28 protein-coding genes are annotated in these 25,215 nt (G+C 68.8%); 18 read left to right on the top strand and 10 right to left on the bottom strand.

The genetic code is table 11. The features are described from left to right. The first annotated feature begins 15 nt into the window (after nucleotides 1–15). Nucleotides 16–504, top strand: a complete 489-nt coding sequence (locus KXS11_RS16890; RefSeq protein WP_437386810.1) for a MarR family winged helix-turn-helix transcriptional regulator — start codon at nucleotides 16–18, stop codon at nucleotides 502–504. Nucleotides 505–598: 94 nt separating this feature from the next. After that, complete coding sequence (locus tag KXS11_RS16885) at nucleotides 599–1,423, top strand: IclR family transcriptional regulator (RefSeq protein WP_437386808.1); 825 nt, start codon at nucleotides 599–601, stop codon at nucleotides 1,421–1,423. 59 nt (nucleotides 1,424–1,482) lie between these two features. Here the strand turns inward: KXS11_RS16885 and KXS11_RS16880 are convergent, their stop codons facing one another. The 6 genes from KXS11_RS16880 to KXS11_RS16855 form a co-directional block, all read right to left on the bottom strand. Continuing rightward, nucleotides 1,483–2,640, bottom strand: coding sequence for a glycerol dehydrogenase (locus tag KXS11_RS16880; RefSeq protein ID WP_437386807.1), 1,158 nt, complete (start codon nucleotides 2,638–2,640; stop codon nucleotides 1,483–1,485). Nucleotides 2,641–2,669: 29 nt separating this feature from the next. Continuing rightward, nucleotides 2,670–3,215 (bottom strand): YbhB/YbcL family Raf kinase inhibitor-like protein, encoded by a 546-nt coding sequence (locus KXS11_RS16875; RefSeq protein ID WP_437386806.1) that lies wholly within the window; start codon nucleotides 3,213–3,215, stop codon nucleotides 2,670–2,672. A 66-nt stretch (nucleotides 3,216–3,281) separates the two neighbouring features. Beyond that, nucleotides 3,282–4,847 carry a GMC family oxidoreductase gene (locus KXS11_RS16870; RefSeq protein WP_437386805.1) on the bottom strand — a complete coding sequence of 522 codons (1,566 nt, stop codon included), beginning with the start codon at nucleotides 4,845–4,847 and terminating at the stop codon, nucleotides 3,282–3,284. Beyond that, on the bottom strand, nucleotides 4,844–5,431 hold the full coding sequence (locus KXS11_RS16865) for a hypothetical protein (protein WP_437386804.1): 588 nt from the start codon (nucleotides 5,429–5,431) through the stop codon (nucleotides 4,844–4,846). Before KXS11_RS16865 ends, KXS11_RS16870 begins: the two co-directional genes overlap by 4 nt. Nucleotides 5,432–5,518: 87 nt before the next feature. Further along, nucleotides 5,519–6,547, bottom strand: a complete 1,029-nt coding sequence (locus KXS11_RS16860) for an NAD(P)-dependent alcohol dehydrogenase (RefSeq protein ID WP_437386803.1) — start codon at nucleotides 6,545–6,547, stop codon at nucleotides 5,519–5,521. A 115-nt stretch (nucleotides 6,548–6,662) separates the two neighbouring features. Next, a complete protein-coding gene (locus KXS11_RS16855; RefSeq protein ID WP_437386801.1) occupies nucleotides 6,663–7,871 on the bottom strand; it encodes a cysteine desulfurase-like protein in 1,209 nt (402 codons plus the stop codon). A gap of 122 nt (nucleotides 7,872–7,993) precedes the next feature. On the opposite strand from KXS11_RS16855, the gene KXS11_RS16850 reads away from it, so the two are divergent. Continuing rightward, a complete protein-coding gene (locus tag KXS11_RS16850) occupies nucleotides 7,994–8,305 on the top strand; it encodes a hypothetical protein (protein WP_437386800.1) in 312 nt (103 codons plus the stop codon). 309 nt (nucleotides 8,306–8,614) lie between these two features. Further along, nucleotides 8,615–9,109: an FBP domain-containing protein gene (locus KXS11_RS16845; protein ID WP_437386799.1), complete on the top strand. Its 495-nt coding sequence runs from the start codon at nucleotides 8,615–8,617 to the stop codon at nucleotides 9,107–9,109. An 83-nt stretch (nucleotides 9,110–9,192) separates the two neighbouring features. Here the strand turns inward: KXS11_RS16845 and KXS11_RS16840 are convergent, their stop codons facing one another. Beyond that, a complete protein-coding gene (locus KXS11_RS16840) occupies nucleotides 9,193–9,792 on the bottom strand; it encodes a TetR/AcrR family transcriptional regulator (protein ID WP_437386798.1) in 600 nt (199 codons plus the stop codon). Between the two features lie 96 nt (nucleotides 9,793–9,888). On the opposite strand from KXS11_RS16840, the gene KXS11_RS16835 reads away from it, so the two are divergent. Continuing rightward, a complete protein-coding gene (locus KXS11_RS16835) occupies nucleotides 9,889–10,689 on the top strand; it encodes an SDR family NAD(P)-dependent oxidoreductase (RefSeq protein ID WP_437386797.1) in 801 nt (266 codons plus the stop codon). A gap of 60 nt (nucleotides 10,690–10,749) precedes the next feature. Here the strand turns inward: KXS11_RS16835 and KXS11_RS16830 are convergent, their stop codons facing one another. The 3 genes from KXS11_RS16830 to KXS11_RS16820 form a co-directional block, all read right to left on the bottom strand. Beyond that, entirely contained in the window at nucleotides 10,750–11,622 is an 873-nt protein-coding gene (locus KXS11_RS16830; RefSeq protein WP_437386795.1) for an endonuclease domain-containing protein, read from the bottom strand. Between the two features lie 130 nt (nucleotides 11,623–11,752). Next, nucleotides 11,753–13,012 carry a sodium:proton exchanger gene (locus KXS11_RS16825; protein ID WP_437386793.1) on the bottom strand — a complete coding sequence of 420 codons (1,260 nt, stop codon included), beginning with the start codon at nucleotides 13,010–13,012 and terminating at the stop codon, nucleotides 11,753–11,755. A gap of 372 nt (nucleotides 13,013–13,384) precedes the next feature. Beyond that, nucleotides 13,385–14,614: an exonuclease domain-containing protein gene (locus tag KXS11_RS16820; RefSeq protein WP_437386792.1), complete on the bottom strand. Its 1,230-nt coding sequence runs from the start codon at nucleotides 14,612–14,614 to the stop codon at nucleotides 13,385–13,387. Nucleotides 14,615–14,759: 145 nt separating this feature from the next. Between KXS11_RS16820 and KXS11_RS16815 the strand changes: the two genes are divergently transcribed. From KXS11_RS16815 to KXS11_RS16755, 13 genes are all read left to right on the top strand, one after another. Beyond that, nucleotides 14,760–15,425: an IMPACT family protein gene (locus KXS11_RS16815; RefSeq protein ID WP_437386791.1), complete on the top strand. Its 666-nt coding sequence runs from the start codon at nucleotides 14,760–14,762 to the stop codon at nucleotides 15,423–15,425. Nucleotides 15,426–15,533: 108 nt separating this feature from the next. After that, nucleotides 15,534–16,145 (top strand): DUF1349 domain-containing protein, encoded by a 612-nt coding sequence (locus KXS11_RS16810; RefSeq protein WP_437386790.1) that lies wholly within the window; start codon nucleotides 15,534–15,536, stop codon nucleotides 16,143–16,145. Between the two features lie 204 nt (nucleotides 16,146–16,349). Next, entirely contained in the window at nucleotides 16,350–16,736 is a 387-nt protein-coding gene (locus KXS11_RS16805; RefSeq protein ID WP_437386788.1) for a PadR family transcriptional regulator, read from the top strand. Beyond that, nucleotides 16,733–17,482: a hypothetical protein gene (locus KXS11_RS16800; RefSeq protein WP_437386787.1), complete on the top strand. Its 750-nt coding sequence runs from the start codon at nucleotides 16,733–16,735 to the stop codon at nucleotides 17,480–17,482. The genes KXS11_RS16805 and KXS11_RS16800 overlap by 4 nt, the downstream gene beginning before the upstream one ends. Beyond that, nucleotides 17,479–18,144: a hypothetical protein gene (locus tag KXS11_RS16795; RefSeq protein WP_437386786.1), complete on the top strand. Its 666-nt coding sequence runs from the start codon at nucleotides 17,479–17,481 to the stop codon at nucleotides 18,142–18,144. Before KXS11_RS16800 ends, KXS11_RS16795 begins: the two co-directional genes overlap by 4 nt. A gap of 95 nt (nucleotides 18,145–18,239) precedes the next feature. After that, a complete protein-coding gene (locus KXS11_RS16790; protein WP_437386785.1) occupies nucleotides 18,240–18,833 on the top strand; it encodes a short chain dehydrogenase in 594 nt (197 codons plus the stop codon). Nucleotides 18,834–19,023: 190 nt separating this feature from the next. Continuing rightward, complete coding sequence (locus KXS11_RS16785) at nucleotides 19,024–19,689, top strand: ABC transporter permease (protein ID WP_437386783.1); 666 nt, start codon at nucleotides 19,024–19,026, stop codon at nucleotides 19,687–19,689. Further along, complete coding sequence (locus tag KXS11_RS16780) at nucleotides 19,682–20,731, top strand: ABC transporter ATP-binding protein (RefSeq protein ID WP_437386781.1); 1,050 nt, start codon at nucleotides 19,682–19,684, stop codon at nucleotides 20,729–20,731. The genes KXS11_RS16785 and KXS11_RS16780 overlap by 8 nt, the downstream gene beginning before the upstream one ends. Nucleotide 20,732: 1 nt before the next feature. Continuing rightward, a complete protein-coding gene (locus tag KXS11_RS16775) occupies nucleotides 20,733–21,515 on the top strand; it encodes an ABC transporter permease (protein ID WP_437386780.1) in 783 nt (260 codons plus the stop codon). Nucleotides 21,516–21,584: 69 nt separating this feature from the next. Continuing rightward, a complete protein-coding gene (locus tag KXS11_RS16770) occupies nucleotides 21,585–22,523 on the top strand; it encodes a glycine betaine ABC transporter substrate-binding protein (protein WP_437386778.1) in 939 nt (312 codons plus the stop codon). Further along, nucleotides 22,523–23,056, top strand: a complete 534-nt coding sequence (gene fae / locus KXS11_RS16765; RefSeq protein WP_437386777.1) for a formaldehyde-activating enzyme — start codon at nucleotides 22,523–22,525, stop codon at nucleotides 23,054–23,056. Before KXS11_RS16770 ends, fae begins: the two co-directional genes overlap by 1 nt. 6 nt (nucleotides 23,057–23,062) lie before the next feature. Then, complete coding sequence (locus KXS11_RS16760; protein WP_437386776.1) at nucleotides 23,063–24,166, top strand: mandelate racemase/muconate lactonizing enzyme family protein; 1,104 nt, start codon at nucleotides 23,063–23,065, stop codon at nucleotides 24,164–24,166. Between the two features lie 48 nt (nucleotides 24,167–24,214). After that, the gene (locus KXS11_RS16755) at nucleotides 24,215–25,183 is read left to right on the top strand and encodes an NAD(P)-dependent oxidoreductase (RefSeq protein WP_437386775.1); all 969 of its coding nucleotides are present in this window, start codon (nucleotides 24,215–24,217) and stop codon (nucleotides 25,181–25,183) included. Nucleotides 25,184–25,215 lie beyond the last annotated feature (32 nt).

Here is a 25,215-nt window from a genome sequence, read left to right as displayed (position 1 = left end):
CGCTAGGCTGGGGTCATGACGGAGACGCGATGGTTGAGTGACGACGAACAGGTCGCATGGGTGCGCTTCGCCGCCGTCCTCGAACTCCTGCCGGCGGCGCTCGACCTCCAGCTCACGCGTGACGAGCACCTCACGCACTTCGACTACTTCACCCTGGCGATGCTGTCGGAGGCCCCCGACCGAGTCCTGCGGACCTCGGCGCTCGCCGCGCGCACGAACGCGACGCTCCCGCGGCTCTCCCGGGTGCTCACCCGCCTCGAGAACGAGGGCTACATCGCCCGTTCGCCGTGTGCTGAGGATCGCCGGGCCACCAACGTCTCCCTCACCGAGGCGGGCTGGGCGAAGGTCGTCCAGGCGGCTCCCGGCCACGTCGAGAACGTCCGCTCGCTCGTCCTCGACGCCCTCACCCCGGAGCAGGTCGCCCAGCTGGGGGAGATCTCCTCAGCGCTCCTCACCACGCTCGACCCCCACGGAAAGATGTTCGCCTCCGGTCAGGAGCACTGAGTCGGACGAGTGCGCGGGACTCAGCCACGCGGCGAGTTCTCGCGCGGTGAGAAGGGTGTTGCCCGGCGTCCTCCGTCACGGGACAATCGAGTGCATGCGAAACAGTGTCGATTCGTCAGTTCTCGCCGCGGGATCACCCGTCAAGACCCGTGAGTCGGGGGTACAGACGGTGGAGAAGACCCTCTCGATCCTTGAGATCGTCGCCGAGCGCGGTGGGGCATCGGCGAAGGAGGTCTCACTCGCGCTCGGCTATCCGTTGCCGACCGTCTACCGGCTCATGCAGGCGCTTGTGCAGAGCGACTACCTCGTGCACCTGAAGGACGACCGCCGCTTCGAGCTCGGCTACAAGCTCGACCGGCTCGGCGTCTCGCTCCACCGCCAGGTCGGAGTGCCGACGCCCGTGCGCGCCGAGATCGCCCGGCTGCACGACACGGCGCAGACGGCCGGGTACTTCGCCGTGTACCGGGGTGCCGACGTCGTGGTCGCCTATGTCGTCGACAGCCCGCGTCATCGGCGGCTCACCCCGCTGAACTTCGGATTCCATGAGGCCGCGCATGCGACCGCGTTCGGCAAGACACTGCTGGCGGGCATGAGCGCAGAACAGCTTGACCAGTACCTCGCGGTCCACGGCATGCCGAGGTTGACGGCATCGACGATCACCGATCGCGCCGAGCTCGACGACCATCTCGCCGAGGTCGGCAATCGCGGTATCGCCTGGGAGCACGCGGAGTTCGTGCCCGACATGACGTGCGCGGCGATCGGGGTGCGAAACGGGGCGGGCCAGTTGGTCGGTGCAGTGGCGATCAGCGCACCGAGCGGCGAAATCTCGCCGGACCGCGAGCGCCGACTCGAGCATCAGCTGCGCGACACCGCGAACCACGTGAGCAACTACTATCGCTCCGGCCAACTGCGCCGCTGAACGGATGAACGATGACGGGCCGACCTCCCGCGGGAGGTCGGCCCGTCATCGTTCATCCGTCAGTGCGCGTGGTACGGCTCCGGGGCGGGGAGTCCTGCCTCGCTCCGCACGCGACGGGCGAACCGCTCGATCGAGGCGAGAGCCGATGCGACGTCCGCCGCGCGCACCTCGAAGGGCATGCTGTGGATCGTCTCGCCCGGCACCGTCGCGGCCTCGGCGATCGCCAGCAGCGACTCCGTGTCGTCGGCGCGCAAGCCCACCTCGGTGAGCGTCGTCGGTAGCCCGACACGCGTGGTGAACTCGATGAAGTCGCGGATGTCCGAGGTCGGAGCCCCCTCGAGCACCAACTGGGTGATCGAACCGATGTTCACCTTCTGACCGTGCGCCAGCCCGTGGGTCGCCGCCGAGACGGTGAGGCCGTTGTGGACCGCGTGCGCCGCTGCCAGGCCTCCCGACTCGAAACCGAGCCCCGAGAGGAGCGTGTTCGCTTCGATGACCTTGTCGACCGCGGGGGTCACGAGGTGATCGCGCACCGCGTCGAGGGCAGGCAGGGCGTTCTCCCACAGGACGTCCCAACTGAGCCGAGCCAAGGCCGTGCCGGTCTGGGTGGGCAGCCCGCCAGCCATGGTCAGTGAGTTCGACCGCTGGGTCGCGCGCGCCTCCAACCAGGTGGCGAGAGCGTCACCGACACCCGCTGCGAGGAACGCGGCCGGTGCGTTGGCGACCAGCTGCGAGTCGACGAGCACGAGGTCGGGGTTCCGAGGGAAGAAGCGGTACTCCTCGAACTCACCATCCTCGGTGTACACGACGGCCAGTGCGGAGGTCGGCGCGTCGGTGGAGGCGACGGACGGAACAGTCACCCAGCGGACACCCGCGAGGTAGCCGGCCGCTTTGACTGCGTCGATCGTGCTCCCTCCGCCGACCGCGACGACCACGTCCGCTCCGGCCGCCCGGATGACTTCGACGAGGCGGTCGATCTCGCGCGATGACGGGATGCCGTTGAACTTCTCCCGGACGACGGTGAGGTCCGCGGCCTGCAGCGACGCCTCGACGTCGTGCCCGACGAACCCCCACACCACGTCGTCCGAGACGATGAGTGGCGTGCTGCCGATGGGAGCGAGGAACTCCCCGAGTCGGGTGATGGCCCCGGCGCCCTGGACGTAACGTCCTGGGCTGATGACGGTCCTGACCGGCACCGGTGTCTGCGTGTTCGACATGATCTTCCTCCTGGTCTCTTCAGACCGTCTCAGACCGCTTCCCACCACGGTGCGATGACCGCGCGGGCGAGGGTGTGGCCGGACAGGTTGAAGCCGATGAACGACGGGGTCGCGCCGTGATCCAGACCGAGGGACTCCACGTCGACGGCGTGCACGGCGATGAAGTACTGGTGCTTGCCGCTGCCGGCGGGCGGGGCTGCGCCGAGGTAGCGGGCGAGACTCGCATCGTTCTTCGCCTGCCAGGCGCCTTGGGGCAGACCGGAGCCGCTGTCGTCGCCCGCGCCGGCGGCGAGTTCGGTGACGGACGCCGGGATGTCGACGACGGCCCAGTGCCAGAATCCCGCGGCGGTGGGCGCGTCGGGGTCGTACACGGTGACGACGAAGCTCTTCGTCTCAGCGGGGAACCCGCTCCAGCTCAGCTGCGGGCTGGTGTCGGTCCCGCCGGCACCGAAGATCCCGCTGACCTGGGGTGTCGGGAGTTGCTCACCGTCGGCGACGTCGGTGGACGTGACCGTGAACGAGGGGACGTGCGCGATCTGCTCGTAGGGGTTCGCAGTGCTCGTGGTGGTGCTCATGGGTGGACTCCTTGTCCGTTCGATTCGTGGGTGGTGCGGTCCGTGCGGTCGTGGTGGTCCGTGTGCTCAGATACCTCCCGTGCGCAGCTGTTCGGCGATGTACTCGGCCTGCCGGATGGCGAGGGCGACGATCGTGAGTGTCGGGTTCGCGGCTGCGCCGGTGGTGAACACCGAGCCGTCGCTGATGAACAGGTTGGGGACGTCGTGGGTCCTGCCCCACTTGTCGACGACGCCGTCCTGAGGCTTCTCGCTCATTCGCGCGGTGCCGAGGTTGTGGGTCGACGGATACGGCGGTGTGCGGTGGGAACCGACGGAGCCCACGGCCTCGTAGAGGAGTTCGGCCCGGCGGTAGCCGTGATCACGCATGGCGACGTCGTTGGCGTGGTCGTCGAAGTGCACGTTCGGCACCGGCAACCCGAACTTGTCGGAGAGCGAGGTGTTGAGCGTGATGCGGTTGCTCTCCTGCGGCATGTCCTCCCCGACGATCCACAGTCCGGCGGTGTTCGCATAGGCCTCGAGGATCTCGGTGAAGGAGCGACCCCAAGCACCGGGGTCGACGAAACTCGCGAGGAACGCGGGCCCCAGGGAGATGGTCTCCAGGTAGTAGCCTCCGGCGAACCCGCGGTCGGGGTCGTGCTTCGACTCGTCGGCGATCACGCCCGCCATCGTCTCGCCGCGGTACATCCGCACCGGGTCGTCGAAGCGGGCGTAGACGGAACCGGTCGTGTGCCGCATGTAGTTGCGGCCCACCTGACCAGAGGAGTTCGCGAGACCGTCGGGGAACATCGGACTGCCGGAGAGCAGGAGGAGGCGCGCCGTCTCGATGGAGTTGCCGGCGACGGCGACCAGCTTGGCGGACTGGCGTTGCAGGTTGCCCTCCTTGTCGAGGTAGAGCACAGCGTCGGCGCGCCCCTCGGCGTCGTGCGTGATCTGCACGACGTGCGACTCGGGGCGGAGGTCGAGCAGGCCGGTCGCCTCCGCGCGGGGGATCTCGCGCACCATCGTCGACCACTTGGAGCCGTTCTTGTCGCCCTGGAAGTTGAAGCCGTCCTGGACGGAGGCCGGGCGGCCGTCGTACTCCTCGGCGTTCGTGGCGTACGGACCGGTGGCGTAGAAGTGGTAGCCGACGCGTTCGGCACCGTTCGCGAACACGGTGTAGTTGTTGTTCGCCGGGAGCGGCTTGCGGCCGTGTACGTGCGTGGATCCCATGGCGATCTCTGCACGGTCGTAGTACGGCTCGAGCTCGGCGAGCGTGATCGGCCAGTCGAGCAGGTTCGCCCCGTCGATGCGCCCGTAGGTGCTGCGGGCTGCGAACTCGTGGGCCTTGAACCGCGGCGTTGCGCCCGACCAATGGGTGGTCGTCCCCCCGACGGCTTTCACGATCCACGCGGGCAGGTTCGGGAAGTCACGGGCCACCCGCCATGAACCCGAGGTGGTGCGCGGGTCGAGCCAGGCCATCTGATTGAAGGCCGCCCACTCGTCGTTCTCATAGTCGGCGTTCGTGAGGTACGGGCCGGCCTCGATCACGACGACGGGTATGCCCTTCGCCGTGAGCTCGTAGGCGAGTGTGCCGCCACCCGCGCCGGAACCGATGATGACGATCGCTTCCTCGTCGTGCGCGATGGCGGTCACTTGCGCACCTCCGCGAGTGCGGCCGCGCGTTCGCCCGGCTGGTTGCTGGTGTCACGTTCGGCGTGCGGCTCCGCGCCGCGCACGCGGGAGAGTGGGACGTCCTCGGCGATCTCGACGAGCCGTTCAGGGCCGTCGTAGGTGTCGATGCGGGCAGCGGGCAGCCAGTCGAGATCATCGAACCCACGGTTCACGTACCCGCCCTTGTCGAACGAGGGGCCCTCGTACCCGAGCGCCTCCCAGACATCCGGGGCGTCGTACAGGTTCAGGACGGTGGTGCGTCGAATGAAGCCGAAGAACTCCGTCGACTCGATGCGGCGCAGCACTTTCGTGGCCGCTTCCTCGTCGAGTTCGCGGAAATCGCCACCGGCGAGGTGGCTGAGCGTGAGCAGTCCCTGGGTGAGCGCGACGCGGAACCAGGTCGACTCGGCGGCCGCCTGCAGGATCGTGTCGGCGGTGCGCTCGTACGGGCCGTCGGGGAAGTTCGGGTGGGGGAACGCGACCCGGATCACGCGGATGAGCACACTGCGTGCTTCCTCCGTCAGAGCCGTCTCGTTCAGCTGCGGGTATTTGGCGGGGAATGCCATGACTGAGCTCCTTTGCTCGGGTGGGGTGGAACCGGTGGGGCTGGTGGTGCCGTGCTTCGATGCTCCCGGTGCTGCGCTCGTGGCGGCTCAGGGGACGAGGATGCCGCGGCCGATGAGACGGCCGGCGTCGAGGTCGGCGAGGGCGTCGAGTGCGGCGTCGAGCGGGTAGGTCGAGGTGTGCAGCGTCACACGGCCCTGCGCAGTGAGGGTCATGAGCTCGACGAGGTCATTGTAGGTTCCGACGAGGTTGCCGACGACGTTGATCTCGCGCGAGATGATGTCGATCGTCGGGATCTCGATCTGTCCGCCGTAGCCGATGACGTAGTGCGAACCGCGGTTCCGCAACAGTTTCGGCGCGAGCCGCTCGGCTCCGCGTTCGCCGACGTAATCGAACACGACGTGCGCGCCACCGCCGGTGATCTCCAGCACCTGGCGTTCGACATCCTCGTCACTCGTCGACAGCACCGTGTGGTGCGCGCCGAGGCGGGCGGCGAGTTCGAGGGCCTGCTCGCTGCGATCGACAACGGTGATCGTCGCACTCGTGATCGCGGCGAGCGCCTGGATGCCGATGTGGCCGAGTCCGCCCGCACCGATGACGACGGCGTGGGTCCCGGGGAACAGCACATCGGCCGCTTTCCGGACCGCATGGTACGCGGTCAGCCCGGCGTCGGCGAGCGCCGCGACGTCCTTCGGCTGCAGTGTGGTGTCGAGTTTCACGACCGCACGAGCGTTGGTCAGGAGCTGCTGCGCCATGCCCCCGTTCACGTTGATGCCGGGGAAGGTGGCGTTCTCGCAGTGCGAGTCCTGCCCGACACGGCACGCGGGGCAGAGGCCGCAACTCGTGAGCGGGTGCATGATGACCGTGTCGCCGATGGACACGTTGTGAACGGCGCTGCCGACCTCGCGCACCCATCCGGCGTTCTCGTGCCCGAGGATGTAGGGGAGTGAGGGGTGCTGGATCGGCTCCCACTGGCCCTCGATGATGTGCAGATCGGTGCGGCAGACGCCTGCGGCGCCGACGTCGACGATGACGTCCCATGGGCCGGTGATGGTGGGCTCCGCCACCTCGTCGATGCTCGGCTGCTCTTCGTACCGGTGCAGTCGCACTGCTTTCACGGGTTCCTCCTCGTCGAGGCGCTACTGGTCGGGTGACGTGTACAGCGTGCGACGGGCCAGCGTTGGTCGCCACCGGTGTTCTCGCCCGATGAGAACGACCGGGGACGTCGGGCGGTCAGCCCGTGACGAACTCGCGGAGGCCGGCGAGCAGGCGCTCGACGTCGTCGTCGGAGGTGTACGGCGCGAGACCGACCCGGAGACCGGCGTCATCCACGAGGGCGAGGGCGGTGAAGGGTTCGATCGCGTAGAACGAACCGGACGGGGCGAGGACGTCGCGCTCGGCGAGCATCGCGCACGCGGCGGCGGAGGAACGCCCGGGGAAGGTGAGGAACAGTGTCGCCGTGCGGTTCGCCGCGCGAGAGTGCACCACGACGTCGTCGCCGAGTGCGGCCAGCTCCGCCTCGATGCGGGTGCGCACGGCGAGCTCACGCTCGTGCACCGACGCTGCCGAGGCGATGAGTCGCTCACGTCGGATGGTCGCGTCGCCCGGGTCGATCGCCGCCAGGAAGTCGATGGCCGCGGTGACTCCGGCCATGATCTCGTAGGGCAGCGTGCCGAACTCGAAGCGCTCGGGCACGACGTTCGTCGACGGCAGGAGCTTGTCGGGATGGATCGACTCCAGCAGTTCCGGGGAGGCCGCCAGCACACCGCAGTGCGGGCCGAGGAACTTGTACGGCGAGCAGGCGAAGAAGTCGGCGCCGAGAGCCGCGATGTCGACCACCTGATGCGCGGTGTAGTGCACGCCGTCGACGTACACGAGGGCGCCGACGGCGTGCGCGCGGTCGGCGACGGTCCGCACGGGCGGCATGGTGCCGAGGAGGTTCGAGGCGGCCGTGACGGCGACGAGCCTGGTGCGCTCGGTGATGACCTCGTCGAGCGTGGACAGGTCGAGTTCGGCGGTGTCGACGTCGAGATCGATCCAGCGGACCGTCGCGCCGGTGCGTTCGGCGGCCTGGATCCAGGGGCGCACGTTCGAGTCGTGGTCGAGGCGGGTGACGACGACCTCGTCGCCAGGGCCCCAGGAGCGTGAGAGGTGCTTGGCGAAGTCGTAGCTCAGCTGCGTGGCACTCCGCCCGTACACGATGCCGCGCGGATCTGCGCCGAGGAGGTCTGCGGCCGCTCGGCGGAACGCTGCGACGGCGTCCTCCGCATGCTGCTCGGAGGCGATCAGGGTGCCGCGGTTCGAGAGCGGACCGGTGAGCGTCTGGGCGATGGCCTGCCCGACCACCAGCGGTGTCTGCGTGCCGCCCGGTCCGTCGAAATGGGCGATGCCTGAGGCGAGTGAGGGGAACGCGGTGCGGAGGCTGGCGACGTCGAGGCTCATGCGACCATCCTGGCCTGCCGCACGCTGAGTCGCCCGTAATCGTTCGATTTCACGTCGGAATCGTGCATTCTCGGGCACCTCAGGGATGCCTGCCGGACACCTCGCGCGGCTAGCATGTGCGCATGTCGCCGGATCCGTTCGCCTCAGCCCCGCAGCCGACTCCCGCCGGACGGTTCGTCGAGGTCTGGGCCTCGCCCACGGTGCTCATGACCTTCGACGGCCGAGTGCTCGAGGTCTTCGGCTTCACCGACGCGAACCGGTTCCACCTCGCGTTCTCGCCCGTCGTCACCTTCTCGGAGAAGCGCGCGTGGATGTCGGTGAAGATGGACGTGTCGGGCACACTCACCTTCCCGTACGACGCCGCGCGGCGACCGGAACTCGACGGCTTCGCCGCGATCGTCGCCGCTGCGGTGGCTGCCCGCGACCGCGCCTGACGCGGTTCGCCGGTGACCGCCGTGAGGGGTGGCGTTCTCCGCCGCGCTTGCTAGAGTGGCGTCCGTGTTCGCACTCATCACTGGGCCCACGGGCCGTCTGGGGGTCGTCGGCGTCTGCATCGCCGGCCCGAGAGAACGGTTCTGACCGTCGATCACCTCGCCTGCTTGGCGAGGACGTCGGTTCCGTCGGCGTGCGCTCCAGCAGCGCAGAACGGACGGGACCGCGCATCATCCGAGCGCTGCAGGACGTCCGTCCGCTGCGCCCGCTCTCGCCGTCCATGAGACGGCCCTGCCGAAACCGGTGAACTCATGATCCCCCTGACCGAATCCCAGATCCGTGCCTCCTTCGTCAACGCCTCACGCAAGGAGGTGAGCGATGTGAACCTGCCTGTCGACTTCAGCGAGATCGACTGGGACACCCGCGACGTCCTCGGCTGGCGCGACAAGAAGATGCCGCGTCGTGCCTATGTCGTGTCCATCGTCGACGGCGAACCCGTTGGCATCCTGCTGCGGCAGGCCGACGCGTCGGCGCGCGCTCGCCCGCAGTGCACCTGGTGCCAGGACGTGACGCTCAGCAACGACGTCGTGTTCTACAGCGCGAAGCGTGCGGGGCAGGCAGGCAAGAACGGCGACACCGTCGGCACGCTCGTGTGCGCCGACTTCGGCTGCTCCGCGAACGTGCGGAAGCTCCCTCCGCTCGCGTACGTCGGCTTCGACGCCGAGGCGGCCCGGCAGGAGCGCATCGTGTCGCTTCGGGAGCGGGCTGCGGCCTTCGCGTCCTCCGTGCTCAACGGCGTGGGCTGACGCCCTGTCGTCCGCTGAGTCGCCCAGAAACGCGCGGAGTTCGGTGAATTCGGTGCATATCCGGGCGACTCAGCGCGGCTGCGTCAGGGCTGGAGGCCCCGCCAGAACACGTCGACCGCCGAGCTGACCAGCTCGTCCGACGGAACGCCGTCGAGCAGGCCGCCGGACGCGAGCGTGGCGATCCCGTGGAAGGTGGCGAACGCGACCAGCGCGATGTGCTGCGGGTCGCCCGGTGCGATCGCTCCGGCGTCCTGAGCGGCGGCGACGACGCGCAGGGTGATCTCCATCGACGCGTGTCCTGCGGCCAGGAGTTCGTCGCGGGCGTCCGGTGCGTGCTTCAGCCCGAACATGAGGGACAGCAGCGTCGGCTGCGCGAGCGCGAAACCGACGTAGGCGCGGGCGAGCGCGTCGAACCTGGCCCGGACTGCATCCGCCGTGGTCGCGTCGGTGTCGATCGCCGCGTCGAGCGCTGCAGACATGCGCCGGAAACCGTCCTCGGCGAGGGCGTCGAGCAGGGCCTGTTTGTCGCGGAAGTGCCTGCTCGGGGCGGCATGGCTGACTCCGGCGTCGCGCGCGAGCTGGCGGAGTGACAGGGCGTCGACGCCGTCGGATTCGATGCTTTCCGCTGCTGCCTCGAGGAGGGTGCGGCGGAGATCGCCGTGGTGGTAGGGCTGATCGGGCACGGGACGATCCTATCGGGAAGTTGACATTGACAACACTCTCGCTCCGCGCAATGATGACACTGACAACATTCATGATCTGTATCCGAAGGAAGCCTCATGACCCTCGACCTCCGCGGCGGGACCGCACTCATCACCGGCGCGAGCTCCGGGCTCGGCGTCGAATTCGCCAGACGCTTCGCGGGCCGCGGATCCAACCTCGTGCTCGTCGCCCGCCGGGCCGATCGCTTGGAGGCGTTGGCGTCAGAGCTGCGCGCATCACACGGTGTCGATGTCGCGGTCATCCCTGCTGATCTCGGGGTGGCCGGGGCTGCAGCCGCTCTGCACGAGGAGGTCGAACGACGAGGGCTCCGCATCACCTCGCTCGTGAACAACGCCGGCTTCGGCAGTCACGGAGCGTTCGACGCCGCGGATCCCGACCGGATGACCGGTGAGATCCAGCTCAACGTCGGCACGCTCGTCGAACTCAGTCGAGCGTTCATGCCCCAGCTCCTCGCCGGAGAGGGTGCGCTCGTGACCGTCGCGAGCACCGCCGCCTACCAGCCCACGCCCGGCATGGCGGTCTACGGCGCGACCAAGGCGTTCGTGCTCAGCTTCACGGAGGCGTTGTGGGCCGAGGCTCGAGGGACCGGACTCCGTGTGCTCGCGGTGAGCCCTGGACCGACGACGACGGAGTTCTTCGACGTCGTCGGCACCGAGGAGGCGTCGGTCGGACGGAAGCAGACGAGTGCGCAGGTGATCGACACCGCCTTCCGGGCGCTCGATCGCGCGGACGGCGGCCCGAGCGTCGTGTCCGGTCGGGCGAACCACCTCACCGCGCTCGGCACGCGGCTGCTGTCACGACGCGCGGTGGCGACGACGAGTGCGCGCGTCCTCGGGAACGTCCGCCTGCGCGCCTGACGCCGCTGAGTCGCCCGAATCGGCAAGTAAATCGCTGATTTTGGTGCGTTTCCGGGCGACTCAGTGGGTGATGGCCGCTCGTACCTGAGCGACGACGGAGCGGAGCGAACCGAGGTCGTCGGCGGTGAGTTCGATGACCGTCCACCCGGCAGCCCGCAGTCGGTTCGACCGCGCGCGGTCCTTCCGCCATCGCCCGGACTCCACCCGGTGATAGTCGCCCTGGTACTCGACGACGACTCGTGCCGGACGATGGACGAGATCGCCGCGAGCGAGGAACGCGCCATCGGCCCCACGGATCTCCTGGTTCGGTTCGAAGCCCGTCACCCGGCCGAGATGGAGGGCGACTCGGACGAGCGACTCCGGCGGTGACTCGGCCCGGGCGTCGAGCAGGGGGAGCGCTGCGGCGACGGTGCGCCGACCGCGTCGGCTCGGATATCGCTCGGCCGCTGCGATCAGTGCCTCGCGCGTCGATGCCTCCGTGCGGAGGAGGTGGTCACCGGCTGCCACCAGGTCGGCGAGCGACAATCGAGCCGCGAGATCGAGCCATGTCCGTTCAGCCGAGGTGATGCGCATGCCGTCGAAATCGACGAGGTCGTCCGGATGGTCGACGGTGACCGATCGGCCGGACAAGCCTCGCGCGTGCGGTGCGCGTGCGGGCGCTGCGACCGCGACGTCCAGGCTCTCGGCGTCTTCGAAGCGCCGGGGGAGCGGAAGACCCCAGAGGAGCGCAGCCGTCGGTCCGCAGATGAAGGCGTGGGCTCCGAGTCGGTGCAGGAACGCTCGACACACCTCCTCCAGCGAGTCCGCCGGCCGCGCCGTCCTGATGCCGTGCCCAGGTTTCGGCAGCCGTGCACTCCGCAGCTGCCCGGGTGTCATGCCGGCGAGCAGCCCTTCGCTGACGAGGAATGGTCCGTCGGGGAGCTCATGGGGCATGCCCTTCACTGTGCCCGCGCCATCGCTGCGCCCGTTGGAGTTCTCCACAAGCAGCTCGCCGAGTCGCCCGAATCTGCACGAGAATCGCGAGATTTCGTGCCGATCCGGGCGACTCGGCGGTTGAGCGGGGCTAGCGCACCGGCTCGAGGGCGGGGGAGTCCGCTTCCGCGGCCGCGGACCTGCGGAACGGGGCGGTGATCGTCGGCAGGATCTCCCGGCGGTGCACGAACAGCACCACGGCGGCGATCGCCAGGTGGATGATGCTCAGCACGTAGCGACCACTCGTGTCGGTGACGAAGAACTGCACGGCGAACAGGGCGACGAGGGCGATCGCGGACCAGCGGTGGAACCGGAGCGACACCAGGATCGCGACGCCCATGACCGTCTGGCTGGCGGTGAGCACGAACTCCTCGATCTGACGTGCGTCGAGGGCGAGGTCGAACCCGCCACCACCGAACGCGTGGGCGACGGGCAGCGAGCCGACGAGGAGGGTCCACTGGTTGATCTTCGACGCGATGAGCGTGCCGATCGCCGCGGCACCCATGCCCCGGAGGGCGAACAGCACGGCGATGATGAACTCGGGCGCCTCGGAGGCGAGTGGTGCGAGCCACTGCACGAGGAAATAGCTGTCGATGCCGAGGCTGCCGCCCGACTGCACGAGGGCGTCGGCGAACGGCTCAGCCGAGCTCAGGATGATGGCGGCGGAACCGAGGAACATCGCGATGACGGTGATGCGGCGTCGACGTGTCGGGAGGTCTGCGATGAGTGCGGCTGCGCCGACGAACTCCTCCTCGCCGCCGTCGTCGGGAACCTTGCCCGCCCGCCAGAGGTAGGCCGCGAAGATGAGGATCAGGAGGATGCCGAACGGCAGCGCGATCATGCCCATGAGCGGGATGGCGAACGCGATGACGGAGACGACGGCGAGTACGCCGATGTCGAGACGGCTGCTCCCGGGCAGCTGGAGGACGCGTGGGAGCGCCTTCCCCGAGGCTCTGCGGGCCTTCGCGGCCCGACGCGCGACGAACAGTGCGACGAACACGACGAGCGGCCAGCCGAAGCCGAGGAGGAGCCGGTTCGAGCCGGTCATGTTCGCGGCGGCGTACTGCTCGTAGGCGGGGTCGGAGCCGGAGCGGAACGCGTAGTAGAGGTCGACGGCGTACTCGGGGAGCACGGCGATGAGGGCGAGGATCGCAATGGCGAGCGCGCCCGAGATGTCCTTCTGGGCGGCCTCCGCCGCCCAGGCGAGCACGAAGGACGCCGCGACGACGGCCGCGCCGAAGACGACGAGGTCGAGCACGGGGTTCGGCGCGAAGCCGGTGATGCGGAAGGCGATGGCCGGAGCGGCGATCGTGAGACAGAGGAGGATTCTCCGGAGCAGTGCAGGAGGCACGGAGGCTGCTTTCGGTCGGGCACGACCGGAAACGCGCATGGCGAGGCTCCGGCCGCTGATGGGCCGAAGGTCTCGCTCGCCCCGTTCGTGACCGGGGTGGGGCGCCGGGCTGGTCTCCGTGACCGCCAGTATGTCGACGCACCCGCTACCCGGACGTGTCCGGGCGGGAAGCTACTCCCCTTCGATTCGTCCACCATGCCAGCTCCGAGCACCGAAATCCATCCAGATGGATGGATTCGAGTGGGTGGATTTCCGCGTTCGAGCGGTCGAACTCTCGCGTACGTCCCCCGACGCCCGAGCGCCGCCTCTGAGTTGCCCGGAATCGCACGGAAATCGCGCTGTTTCGTGCCGATTCGGGCGACTCGGGGTGGCTCAGACGGACAGCAAACGGGCGAGCCCCGCCTCATCCACGACGGTGATGCCGTAGTCGCGAGCTTTTCGAGCCTTGCCCGACAGCGAGTCAGGATCAGCAGCCACGACGAGTTTCACCTTCTTTGTGACGGCGTCCTTCGGGATGAACCCGCGCTGTTCGAGTAGCTCGTGCCATTCGGCGCGCGGCCGTCTCATCTCCCCAGTCAACGTGATGAGATCACCGGGCTCGAGCCGGAACGACGGGAGGGATGCATCGAGGCGATCAGGTGCGTTCGGGCGTTGATCTGGCGTGGCGAGTACTCGACTCACCTGATCGGCTGAGATGTGGAGAAGGGCGGCGACTGTTTCGAGATCCGCCCGCTCGTTTCTGGTCAGGACACCGTCGGACCACGCTGCGGCACCGAGTGACCAGAAGTACTCGAGGTGGAGGTTCTCACAGCTTGCGCGCGTGATGCCCAACTCTGTCGCCATGGTCACGAGCCCATCGGACTCGTGTTGCGATATGACCCTGTCGAGCAAGCAGCGGTCGAGGAGCGCCAGGTATTCGTTCTCCGCATCAGTGCCGCCGAATGGAGGAAGCACCTCGACCATTCGCTCAAGGAAATGTCGATCGGCGGATTGCGCGTGCTCGCGTGGGAACCAGGGTACGGAAGGGCCGGTGTAGCGGATGAGTCGGGCCCGGTCCGCTTGCTCCAGCGCGTCATCCCAGGCGCTGCGGTCCTCGGCGTTGTCGATGTAGCCGGCGAGAAGCCTCGCCGTTGCGTGCGCATCGACCGAAGCGCGGTGCGCGCCGTCGAGTGAGATGTCGAACGCAGCGCAGCAGTCGGCGAGTGAACGTCCAGCGCCGGGAAGGAAGACACGCGCGAGCTGCATGGTGCACATGGCAACGAGTTCGACGTCCGGCGTGTAGTCGAGTCGCTCCAACTCGGCGATCAAGAATCGCGTGTCGAAGCTGGCGTTGTGGGCGACGATCACACGTCGGTCGAGCCGCTCGATGAGTTCCGGCGCGATCTGGGCGAACGTCGGGGCACGCAGGATTTCCGCTGCGGAGATGCGGTGGATGTCTTGCCGCCCGAGGTCCCTGCCTGGGTTGATGAGGGTATCCCAACGCCCGGTTATGGTCCCGTCCGGATCGGAGTGCACGACTGCCAGCTCGATGGCTCGGTCGTGGCCGCCGGGGAACAGCCCGGTGGTCTCGAAGTCGATCGTGGCAAAGCCGGTGTGGGCCATGGTGCTCCTGATGGTCGGAGTCTCCACGTTACTGGGGCGATCAACCGATTCATTGCTGAGTCGCCCGGAATCGCACGGAAATCGCGCTGTTTCGTGCCAATTCGGGCGACTCGGGGTGGCGGGCGCGACAGGTACGCTCGGACGGGTGAGCACGCAGCGACGGTACCCGGCGACGATCGCCTCGGCCGTCGAGCACGAGCTCGTCATCAAGAAGTCGCGGTTCATCGGCCTGGCACACCCGATCGGGTCTCCCGAGGAGGCGGAAGCGGTCGTCGCGCAGGTGAAGAAGCAGGCTTGGGATGCACGTCACCACTGCGTCGCCATGGTGACCGGGCTGCTCGGTGATCAGGCGCGGTCATCGGACGACGGCGAACCCTCGGGAACCGCAGGCATGCCGATCCTCGAGGTCATCCGGCGGCGCGAGCTGACCGACGTCGTGGTCGTCGTCACCCGCTACTTCGGCGGTGTGAAGCTCGGTGCCGGTGGACTCGTCCGCGCGTACTCGTCCAGCGCATCCGAGACGCTCGACCTCGCGGCACTCGTGCGCCGGGAGACGCTCACACAGGTGGTCCTCAACGTTCCGCACGCGGACGCCGGTCGATACGACAACCTCCTGCGCGACTGGGCTGCGCACCACGGGGCGACCCTCGGCGAGACCGCGTACGCCGCGCAGGTGGCGCTGGAACTGTGGGTGCCTCCGACCGAGCTCGACCGGTTGCAGGCCGACATCGCCTCGGCCTCAGCCGGCGCTCTCGTTCCGGTGGTCGGCGTCGAGCGGGTCGTCGACGTCCCTCAGAGCGCCGCCCGCTGACCCAGCTGCCCACTGAGCCCGTTGGCCGCCGGGCACTCCACTCCAGAGGACGTCGCGGGCCATCCCGGCGACTCGATGTCGACGCTCCCCGATCGCTAGGGTCGGTGTATGCACACCGAAGTGATCCAGATCCCCGACCTGCCCGCCCTGTCCTGGACCGGTACGCCCGGAACCGGCGCGTACGACGACGCCACCGGGGCGCTCTCGCTCACCTCCGAGGCGGGTGTCGACTGGAGCAACAGCTCGCTCGGCGGCGCTCGCGAACTGCGTGCGACGTCGCTCGCCTTCGACGCTCCGGAGCGCTTCACCCTCTCCGCCCGCGTCGCCGTCGTCAGCGAGCGCAGCACCTTCGACGCCGGTGCGATCGCCCTGTGGATCGACGACGAGCACTGGGCCAAACTCTGCTTCGAGCAGTCGCCGCAGGGTCAGGCGATGGTCGTGAGCGTCGTGACGAACGCCTGGTCCGACGACGTCAACTCGACGCTCGTCACCGCCGACAGCGTGTGGATGCGCGTCAGCCGGATCGGCGACGCCTGGGCGTTCCACAGCTCCGCCGACGGCGAGACCTGGGACTTCGTCCGGCTGTTCCGACTGCACAGCGACGCGCCCGTCCGGGTCGGCTTCCTGTCGCAGGCGCCGCTCGGTCCACCGTGCGAGGCGCGCTTCGACCACATCGAGCTCGGCGCTGAACCGCCGACGGACCTCCGCGACGGGAGCTGAGGCGCGGCGCCTCGACACGCTCGGCGACCGGGGTGCTCCGGGGCCGGAGCGAGCTTGCTCGCAGTCCGGAACGTCGTCTTCCGTTCCCTGAACCTGCCGAAGGGTGCGCCGCCGGCTCGTCGAAGCGTCACGGCCAATGGATGGCGCTGTCAGGACGCGAATCGCCCCTTGACGCATCGGCACCTATCTTCCTATAGTCGTCTCATGGCACGCAGACGACCCGGCACGCTCTTCCCGCTCGAGCTCGACATCCTCGACGTCGGCACGGTGCTGCAATCGACCGAGGGCAGCTTCTACGGCTTCGCACTCGCCAAGCAGCTCGCCGACGCGGACGGCGCGCTGACGGCCCACGGCACCCTCTACAAAGCGCTGTCCCGGATGACCGCGGCCGGACTCGTCGAGGCCACCTGGGAGGATCCGGCGGTCGCCGAGGGGGAGGGGCGGCCGCGTCGTCGGCTCTACCGGATCACCGGCGAGGGGGCGTCTGCGCGGGATCGCGAACACGCCAGGCTGCTCGCCGAACGCCGAAGTGCCGCTCGGGCGACCGGTGCGGCCTGGTCGGCGGTCACATCGAGGGAGGCCATCGCATGAGCGTCATCCGTACACCCCAGTACCGTTCGGCGTCGCGCCGTGTCCTCGACTGGTGCGCCTGGTACACCCGCGACCTCGCTCCGGAGGTGGCTGGCGACCGCCGCGACGAGATCGCCTCCGACCTGCACGACCATGCCATGTGGGCGGAGGAAGCCGGCGTGCCGCCCGAGCGGCTGAGACGGGACATCGTGCTGCGAGCCGTGCGCGGGATCCCGCACGACCTGTCGTGGAGGTCCGGCCAGTTGCGCGCAGGTTTCGCCGCGGATCCGATGCCGCTCGGTACGAGGCGGATCGGGAACGCCCTCGCCACGCTGGTCGTGGGCGGTGGGGCACTGATCGCGATCTTCGGGGTGTTCCTCCTGGTGCGCGTCGCACGGGCGCTCCTGATCGCCGACATCGACCAGGCGCCGAGTGAGACGCTCCCGGTCGCGGTGTTCACCGTGCTCGCGATCGTGGCGGTGATCCTCGCGGCCAGACGGCGCACCCGATGGCTCGGCGCGCTCATCCTGGCTCCGTCCGCCGCGATGATCGGCATGCTGGGCGCGCAGGTGCTCTACTTCGTGAGCGCGACGGGCCAGCTGGTGATCTCGAGGTTCGTGTCCGGGCGGGAGGGCGTCGTGCCGTGGTGGATCCTCGTCGTCGCGGTCTGCATCGGTGCGGCACTCGGGTTCCTCGGCGCGGCGATCTGGTGGTGGCCGACGAAGGAGCGTGTCGGGGATCGAGTGACGTCGGGGGAGACGGCATGACGAACGAGGATGAGACGACCGGGGGAAACGGCATGGACGGCACGCACGGGCGGGGCCAGCAGAACGGGGTGTCGCGGGGGACGGTGATCAGGCGACGCATCGGGCTGGGCATCGCTCTCAGCAGTGTGCTCGTCGTCGCCGGCGGTGCGGTACTCGCCGGTGTGACTGTCGCGAGCGCTGCCGCTGACGACGAACGGTCCAGGCAGGCCGTCGTCGAAGCTGCTGCGGCGCTCGACGACCTGCCGGCCATCGAACCGGTCGTCCCGGCCGATCCGTCAGCCTCGCCCGGCGGAGATCCGGTGTCGCCGGCGGCCGGTGTCGACTACTCGCGGACGCCAGAGGGCTGGTACGACGCGACGACGGACCCGTCTGACGTCTTCATCCCCGAGGTGAACGAGTGGGGTGAGAAGGCCGACGGGATCTGGGAGGCGCAACAGCAGATCTCCGCGCAGTGCATGGCGGAGCAGGGGTTCTGGTTCGCCTGGACGAACGATCGGACGAAGGCGCTGGAGCCGTACGGGTCGTTGGTCCTGATGGACGAGAGTGAGGCGGCGGCGCTGGCCTACAGCGGCACCAATCCGTCCGACCAGCCGTACGACTGGCAGCTGGCGGGGTGTCAGGGGTACGCCGTCCACGTCACCGGGATGGACGACGCGCACTGAGCCCTCGACACGCTCGGCGAGCGGTGGCGGCGCATGGCCGGGAGCAGGAGCAGGGGCACGGGCTCGACCCGGGTTCCGGTGCTAGCGTCGGCGGCATGAGAATCCTGTTGATCGGCGCCAGCGGACACATCGGCCAGGCGGCACACGCCGCCCTCGCAGCCAGGCACGAGGTGATCGCCGTGTCGCGCAGCACCTCACCCGCCGTCGACACGACGGACGAGGCCTCGATCGAGGCGTTGTTCGCGAGCGTCGGCGAGGTCGACGCGGTGATCGTCGCCGTCGGCAGCGTGCCGTTCAAGCCACTCGAGGAGCTGGGCCGCGACGACTACCGTGCGGCGTTCCTCGGCAAGGTGCTCAGCCAGCTCGACGTCGTCCGCATCGGTACCCCGTTCATCCGCGACGGCGGCTCGATCACCCTCACGACGGGCATCCTCGCCCGCGAGGCCATCGCGACGGGCGCTGCGGCGTCGATGGCGAACGGGGCGCTCGAGTCGTTCGTCCTCGGGGCGGCGCCGGAGCTGCCACGCGGTATCCGCATCAACGCGGTCTCTCCCACCGTGCTCGCTGACGCACCCGGCTACCACGAGTCGTTCCCGGGCTTCGCTCCGGTCTCCTCCGCTGTGGTCGGCCTCGCATTCGTGAAGGCCGTCGAGGGCGTGGCCACCGGTCGAGTGCTCGCGCTCGACTAGCCGAGGGCCTCTGCCCGCGGACACGGGAGCGCTCGACGCTGCCCGTGTCGGCATCGTGCTGTCCACATTGGTGTTGCCATATACGCATCATCCGTTGTGCAAATAGAAACTCCGCTCATAGAGTTCCGGATGTCCCACCCGCCGCACGGCAGCGTCGGATCCCCTCAACGATGAGTACGGAGGCATCTCGGTGACCACATTCGATCTCGATGGCCTGCTCCGCTTCTGGAGCAGACGCTGGGACGACATCCTCGAGCTCGTCGGACAGCACCTCGCCGTCGTCGCTCTCTCGCTCCTGATCGCCATGGTCGTCGGGATCGGCATCGGCCTCCTCGTCTGGAACAAGCCCGTCCCGCGTTCGGTCACGATCGCTGCCGCGGGTGTCGCCCTCACGATCCCCTCGCTCGCGCTCCTCGCGCTCATCACCCCGATCTTCGGCCTCGGCTGGACGCCGACGGTGATCTCGCTCGTCTTCTACTCGCTGCTGCCGATCGTGCGGAACACCGTCGTCGGACTCCGCGAGGTGTCGCCCGCGATCATGGAGTCCGCCCGCGGCATGGGCATGAGCCCCACGAAGGTGCTCTTCTCCATCCAGCTCCCGATCGCCTGGCCCATCATCCTCACCGGGGTGCGAGTAGCCGCCCAGCTGACCATCGGCATCGCCGCAATCGCCGCCTACGTCGCAGGCCCGGGTCTCGGCCAGTTCATCTTCCAGGGGCTGTCGTCGCTCGGCTCCAAGAACGCCCTCAACTTCGCCCTCACCGGCACCGTCGGCGTCATCATCCTCGCGCTCGTCGTCGACGGGCTCTTCGTCCTCATCACCCGCTACTCGACCTCGAGGGGGCTTCGTGTCTGAATCAACCGATACCGCCATCACCGCCATCGCCCGCAAGACCGACGGAGCGAGCATCACGCTCGACCACGTCACGAAGATCTACCCCGGCCAGGACGCACCGGCCGTCGAGGACTTCTCGATGCACGTGGAACCGGGTGAGCTCATCATGTTCGTCGGGCCCTCGGGCTGTGGCAAGACCACCACCATGAAGATGGTCAACCGCATCATCGAACCGTCCTCCGGCTCGATCTCGATCGACGGCCGTGACGTCCTCTCCCTCGACCCCAACGAACTGCGCCGCCACATCGGCTACGTGATCCAGCAGATCGGGCTCTTCCCGCACATGACGATCGCGGAGAACATCGCGGTCGTCCCGAAACTCCTCGGCTGGACGAAGCAGCGGACCGCCGAGCGCATCGACGAGCTCCTCCAGACGGTGCAGCTCGACCCCGGCACCTTCGCGAACCGCTACCCGAAGCAGCTCTCCGGTGGCCAGCAGCAGCGCGTCGGGGTCGCCAGGGCGCTCGCAGCAGACCCGCCGGTCATGCTCATGGACGAGCCGTTCGGTGCGACCGACCCGATCACCCGCGAGAAGCTGCAGGCGGAGTTCCTGCGGCTGCAGGCGAGCATCGGCAAGTCGATCATCTTCGTCACGCACGACTTCGACGAGGCGATCAAGCTCGGCGACCGCATCGCCGTTCTGAGCGACCGCAGCAGTATCGAGCAGTTCGACACCCCGGCGAACATCCTCGCCGCACCCGCGAACGCCTACGTCTCCTCCTTCATCGGGAAGGGTGCCGCGCTCAAGCGGCTCGCGCTGCTCCCGGTGGCGGACGCCGGCCTCGGCGCTGCCAGCGGTGCAGGTCCGCTCACCGTCGACATCGGCGACAGCCTCCGCGACGCGCTCGACGCCCTCGTGCTGAACGGTTCCCAGGCCATCGACGTCGTCTCGGAGGGACGCATCGTCGGTTCGCTCGACATGGGCCGCATCTCCGACGCCCTCGGAGCCGAACTGCCGGCGCTGCGCGAGCAGGCGGCCACCCAGTCGAACGCCGGAGCCTGAGATGACCGTCGAATCCGCCACCGTGGCGATCGCGACCGCCCGCCAGGAGCAGCCGCGCGAACGTTTCTGGACGCTCAAGCGTTTCACCGTGCCGATCATCGTGGTCGTGGCCCTCGCCGCACTGCTGCTCTGGGTGTCGAGCATCCAACTCGACTCGATCGAGGAGCGCACCCTCAACTGGACGTACATCACCCTGCGCGTCGGTGAGCACCTGAGCCTCACCGTGGTCGCCTCGGCGCTCGTCGCGGTCCTCGCGATCCCGACCGGCATCCTGCTGAGCCGCACGCGGTCGAAGGCCCTGCGCGTCACGATCCTCGGGATCGCGAACGTCGGTCAGGCCACCCCTGCCGTCGGCGTCGTGATCCTCCTCGCGATCGTCTGGCAGACCGGCTACACGACGGCGCTCGTCGCCCTCGTCATCTACGCCTTCCTGCCGGTGCTGCGCAACACGATGATCGGTCTCCAGCAGGTCGACGCGAACGTCCGAGAATCGGCGCGCGGCATGGGTATGACCCCGAACCAGGTGCTCGTGCGCATCGAGCTGCCGCTCGCCCAGCCGGTCATCCTCGCTGGCCTCCGCACCTCGCTCGTGTTCTGCGTCGGTGTCGCGACGATCGCCACCTTCATCAACGCCGGCGGCCTCGGCGACATGATCGTGAACGGTTTGAAGCTGCAGCGCTTCCCCGTCCTCATCGTCGGTGCCGTCCTCGTCGCCTGCATCGCCCTCCTCATCGACTGGATCGCCGGTCTCGCCGAGGACCTCCTCAAACCGAAGGGCATCTGAGCCCACTCCACCCCACCCCCACCGCCCCTCGACACCCTCGGGGAGCGAACACCCACCAAGGAGCACGCAATGAAGCAACGCACCACTCTCGCGCTGATCGGTCTCGCAGCCGTCGGCGCCCTGGCCCTGTCAGCCTGTTCGGGCGGCGGCGGCGCGGCGGCCGGTAGCAAGGGCGAGGAACTCGACGGCCTCACCGGCGACATCGGCGCCAAGGACTTCTCCGAGCAGTTCATCCTCGCCCACCTCACGAGCCAGCTCCTCAACGCACACGGCGCGGACACCGAGGCGAACACGAAGCTCGTCGGGTCGGCGAACGTGCGGGCGGCGCTCGAGAACGACGAGTTCCTCGGCTACTGGGAGTACACCGGCACCTCGTGGATCACCTACAACGGCAACACGGCACCCGTGCAGGGCGCTGAGGCGCAGTTCGCTGCGACGAAGGAGGCTGACGCGAAGAACGGCATCGCCTGGCTCGACCCGGCACCGCTCAACAACACCTACGCCTTCGCGATCCGCTCCGACAAGGCGAAGGAGCTCGGTGTGACGTCGCTCAGCGACATCGCCTCGCTGCCCATCGACGAGCAGACGTTCTGCATCGAGAGCGAGTTCTCCACGCGTGACGACGGCTGGCCGGGGCTGAAGGCCGCGTACGGTCTGGACGTCCCGGACTCGAACGTCGCCCTGCTCGACACCGGCGTCATCTACACGGCCACGCAGAAGGGCGACGACTGCAACTTCGGTGAGGTCTTCCAGACCGATGGCCGTATCAAGGCACTCGACCTCACGGTGATGGAGGACGACAAGGAGTTCTTCCCCGTCTACCAGGGCGCGTTCACGCTCAAGCAGAAGACGCTCGACGAGTACCCGGAGATCGCCGACGTGCTCGCCCCGCTGTCTGAGCTGCTGACGACGGAGGAGATGCAGAAGCTGAACGCCCTCGCCGACGTCGACGGTGAAGACCCCGAGGACATCGCCACCGACTGGCTCACTGAGCAGGGACTCATCTGATGAGCGCGGGTCTCCAGAACAGCGTCCAGATCGGCGAGAGCTTCATCGGTGAGGGCGCGAACGCCGCGCACATCAACACGGTGCTCGGTCACCGCGACGGGCCGGCGGGGACGGCGTGGGCGACCGCGCTCGCGTCGCCCAGCCAGGGGCACGTCCCCTTCGTCGCGGTGCTGCGGCCCTCCCTGCCGGTGAAGCCGCTGACCCTGTTCGTCACGAAGGCCGCCCCGGCGTCCGACGAGCACGGTCTGCTGATCTGGGGACCCGCGCAGGCCGGTGTCGCTGCCGGTGTGGCCGACGCCCTGGCCGACGGCGTCATCACCGCGGAGCAGGCGGACACCCACGTGGTGATCGCCGCCGTGTGGGTGAACCCGTCGGCCGACGACGCGGATGCGGTGTACCAGCACAACCGCACGGCGACGCGCACGGCCCTCGGCAACGGTGCTGCATCGCTGCCAGAGACCTCCGAGGTGCTCGCCGCCCGCGACGCTCCGTCGAACCCGTTCTACACGCCGACGCCGACGTCGAGGGGCTGACCGTCCATGCAGATCACCGCCATCCGGCTCACCCGGATGAACCTCCCGCTCGACCCACCGTTCCGTGCAGCCTGGGATCCGATCCCACGCACCGACTTCGCCGCCACGCTGGTGACGGTGGAGACCGACGCCGGCGTGGTCGGGTACGGCTCCGGCGACACGATGGACGGGTTCGAGGCCTACGAGCACCTGTTCCTCGGCACCGACCCGCTCCAGATCCTGAACCAGGTCCGCCGGATCGAGACGGTCAACTTCCACGGCGGTCGCTACTGGCCGCTCGAGGCGGCGCTCTGGGACATCATCGGCCAGGTCGCCGGGCTCCCCGTCAGCGTCCTCTTCGGCGGTGCGCGCGACCGGCTCCCCGCCTACGCGTCGAGCGGTGAGCTGAAGGCCCCGGCCGAGCGCGCCGAATCGGTGCTCGCGGCTCGGGAGGCAGGCTTCCGCGCCGTGAAGATCCGCATCGCCCGTGACCGGTTGTCCGAGGGTGTGGCCGCGGTCCGGGCCGCTCGCGAAGCCGTCGGCGACGACTTCGACCTCATGGTCGACCTCAACCAGATGTGGCGCATGTCCGGCGACATCGAGGCGGCGCTCCCGTTGGCGAGGGTGCAACGCCTCGCCGCGGAACTCGCCGAGCTCGGCGTGCTGTGGCTCGAGGAGCCGCTGCCGCAGGCCGACGTCGCCGGAGCGAAGCGCGTTCGCGCGCAGACCGGCATCCAGGTGTCCGGCGGCGAGATGGTGCGCAGCCTCGGCGAGATGATGGCACTCATCGAGGCAGACGCGTTCGACATCTATCAGCCGGACGTCGCCCTCGCCGTCGGGATGCACCGGGCTCGTCAGGTCGCGGAGTCCGCGAACCTCCGACACCGGCTCTTCACGCCGCACACCTGGAGCAACGGGCTCGGTCTCCTCGCGAACCTGCACGTCGCAGCGGGCGTCGATGCCGGACCCTACCTGGAGTTCCCCTACGACCCGCCCGGCTGGACCCCCGCACGCCGCGACTTCTTCATGAAGCCGCTCGAGATCGACGCCGACGGCATGCTCGCCGTGCCCGACGCGCCGGGCCTCGGTGTCGAGATCGACTGGGACGCCGTCGCCCGATTCACCGTCTGACCGGCCCTGCCGGACCCCGAACCGCAGTTTGCAGAAACGAGAACGATCATGACTTCGCCCGCTCCGACCACCGAAGCACCGACCACGGCTGCTCAGCCGCTCACCGTCGGCTTCATCGGCCTCGGCAACATGGGCTCCGGGATGACCCGGAACCTGCAGGCGGCCGGCTTCCCGCTCGTCGTCAACGACATCCGTCGGGAGTCCGCCGAAGCGCTCCTCGCCGACGGAGCCAGCTGGGCCGACACCCCGGCCGAGGTCGCTGCGGCGAGTGACGTCGTCATCACGATGCTGCCGACACCGCGTCACGTCGACGCGGTGGTGAACGGACCGACCGGGATCCTCGCGGGCATCGCCGACGGTGGAACGTGGATCGACATGTCGACGTCCGTGCCAGAGGTCGCGAACCAGGTGCGGGAGGCGACCGCCGCCCGCGGCCTCCACATCCTCGACGCGCCGGTGAGCGGGATGTCGGTGGGTGCGGCGAACGGCATGCTGCAGATCTTCGTCGGTGGAGACGCCGCCGACGTCGCACGGCTCCGTCCCGTCCTCGAGGCGATGGGCGACCCCGAGCGGATCCTCCACGTGGGCGGACACGGTGCGGGCTACGCGGTCAAGCTGATGATCAACCAGCTGTGGTTCTCCCACCTCGTCGCGACGGCCGAGGTGCTCAGCATCGGGGTGAAGGCCGGCGTCGACCTCGGCGTCCTGCGCGAGTCGATCATCGCGAGCCCTGCCAACAGCAACTTCGTGCAGAACGACGTCCTGTCGATCCTCGACCACGGTGATTACGACGAGGGCTTCGCCATCGCGCTCGCCTGCAAGGACCTGGGGCTCTCGATCGACCTCGCCCGCTCCGTCGGCGTCCCCGCCGAACTCTCGGGGCTCGTCGAGCAGATCTACCGCCGAGCCCGCGCCCAGTACGGCGACCGTGCGGGGGAGATGACCCCCGTGAAGCTCTACGAGGATCTCATCGGCACCGAGCTCCGCCTCGGCCCCGACCAGTCCTCCGCGGCCTGACCGACGACCCGAACCCCTGCGAAAGGACCGCA

Source organism: Plantibacter flavus, from assembly GCF_051487245.1.
Lineage (GTDB): Bacteria > Actinomycetota > Actinomycetes > Actinomycetales > Microbacteriaceae > Plantibacter > Plantibacter flavus_B.
This window is presented reverse-complemented; position numbering and strand designations above follow the sequence as displayed.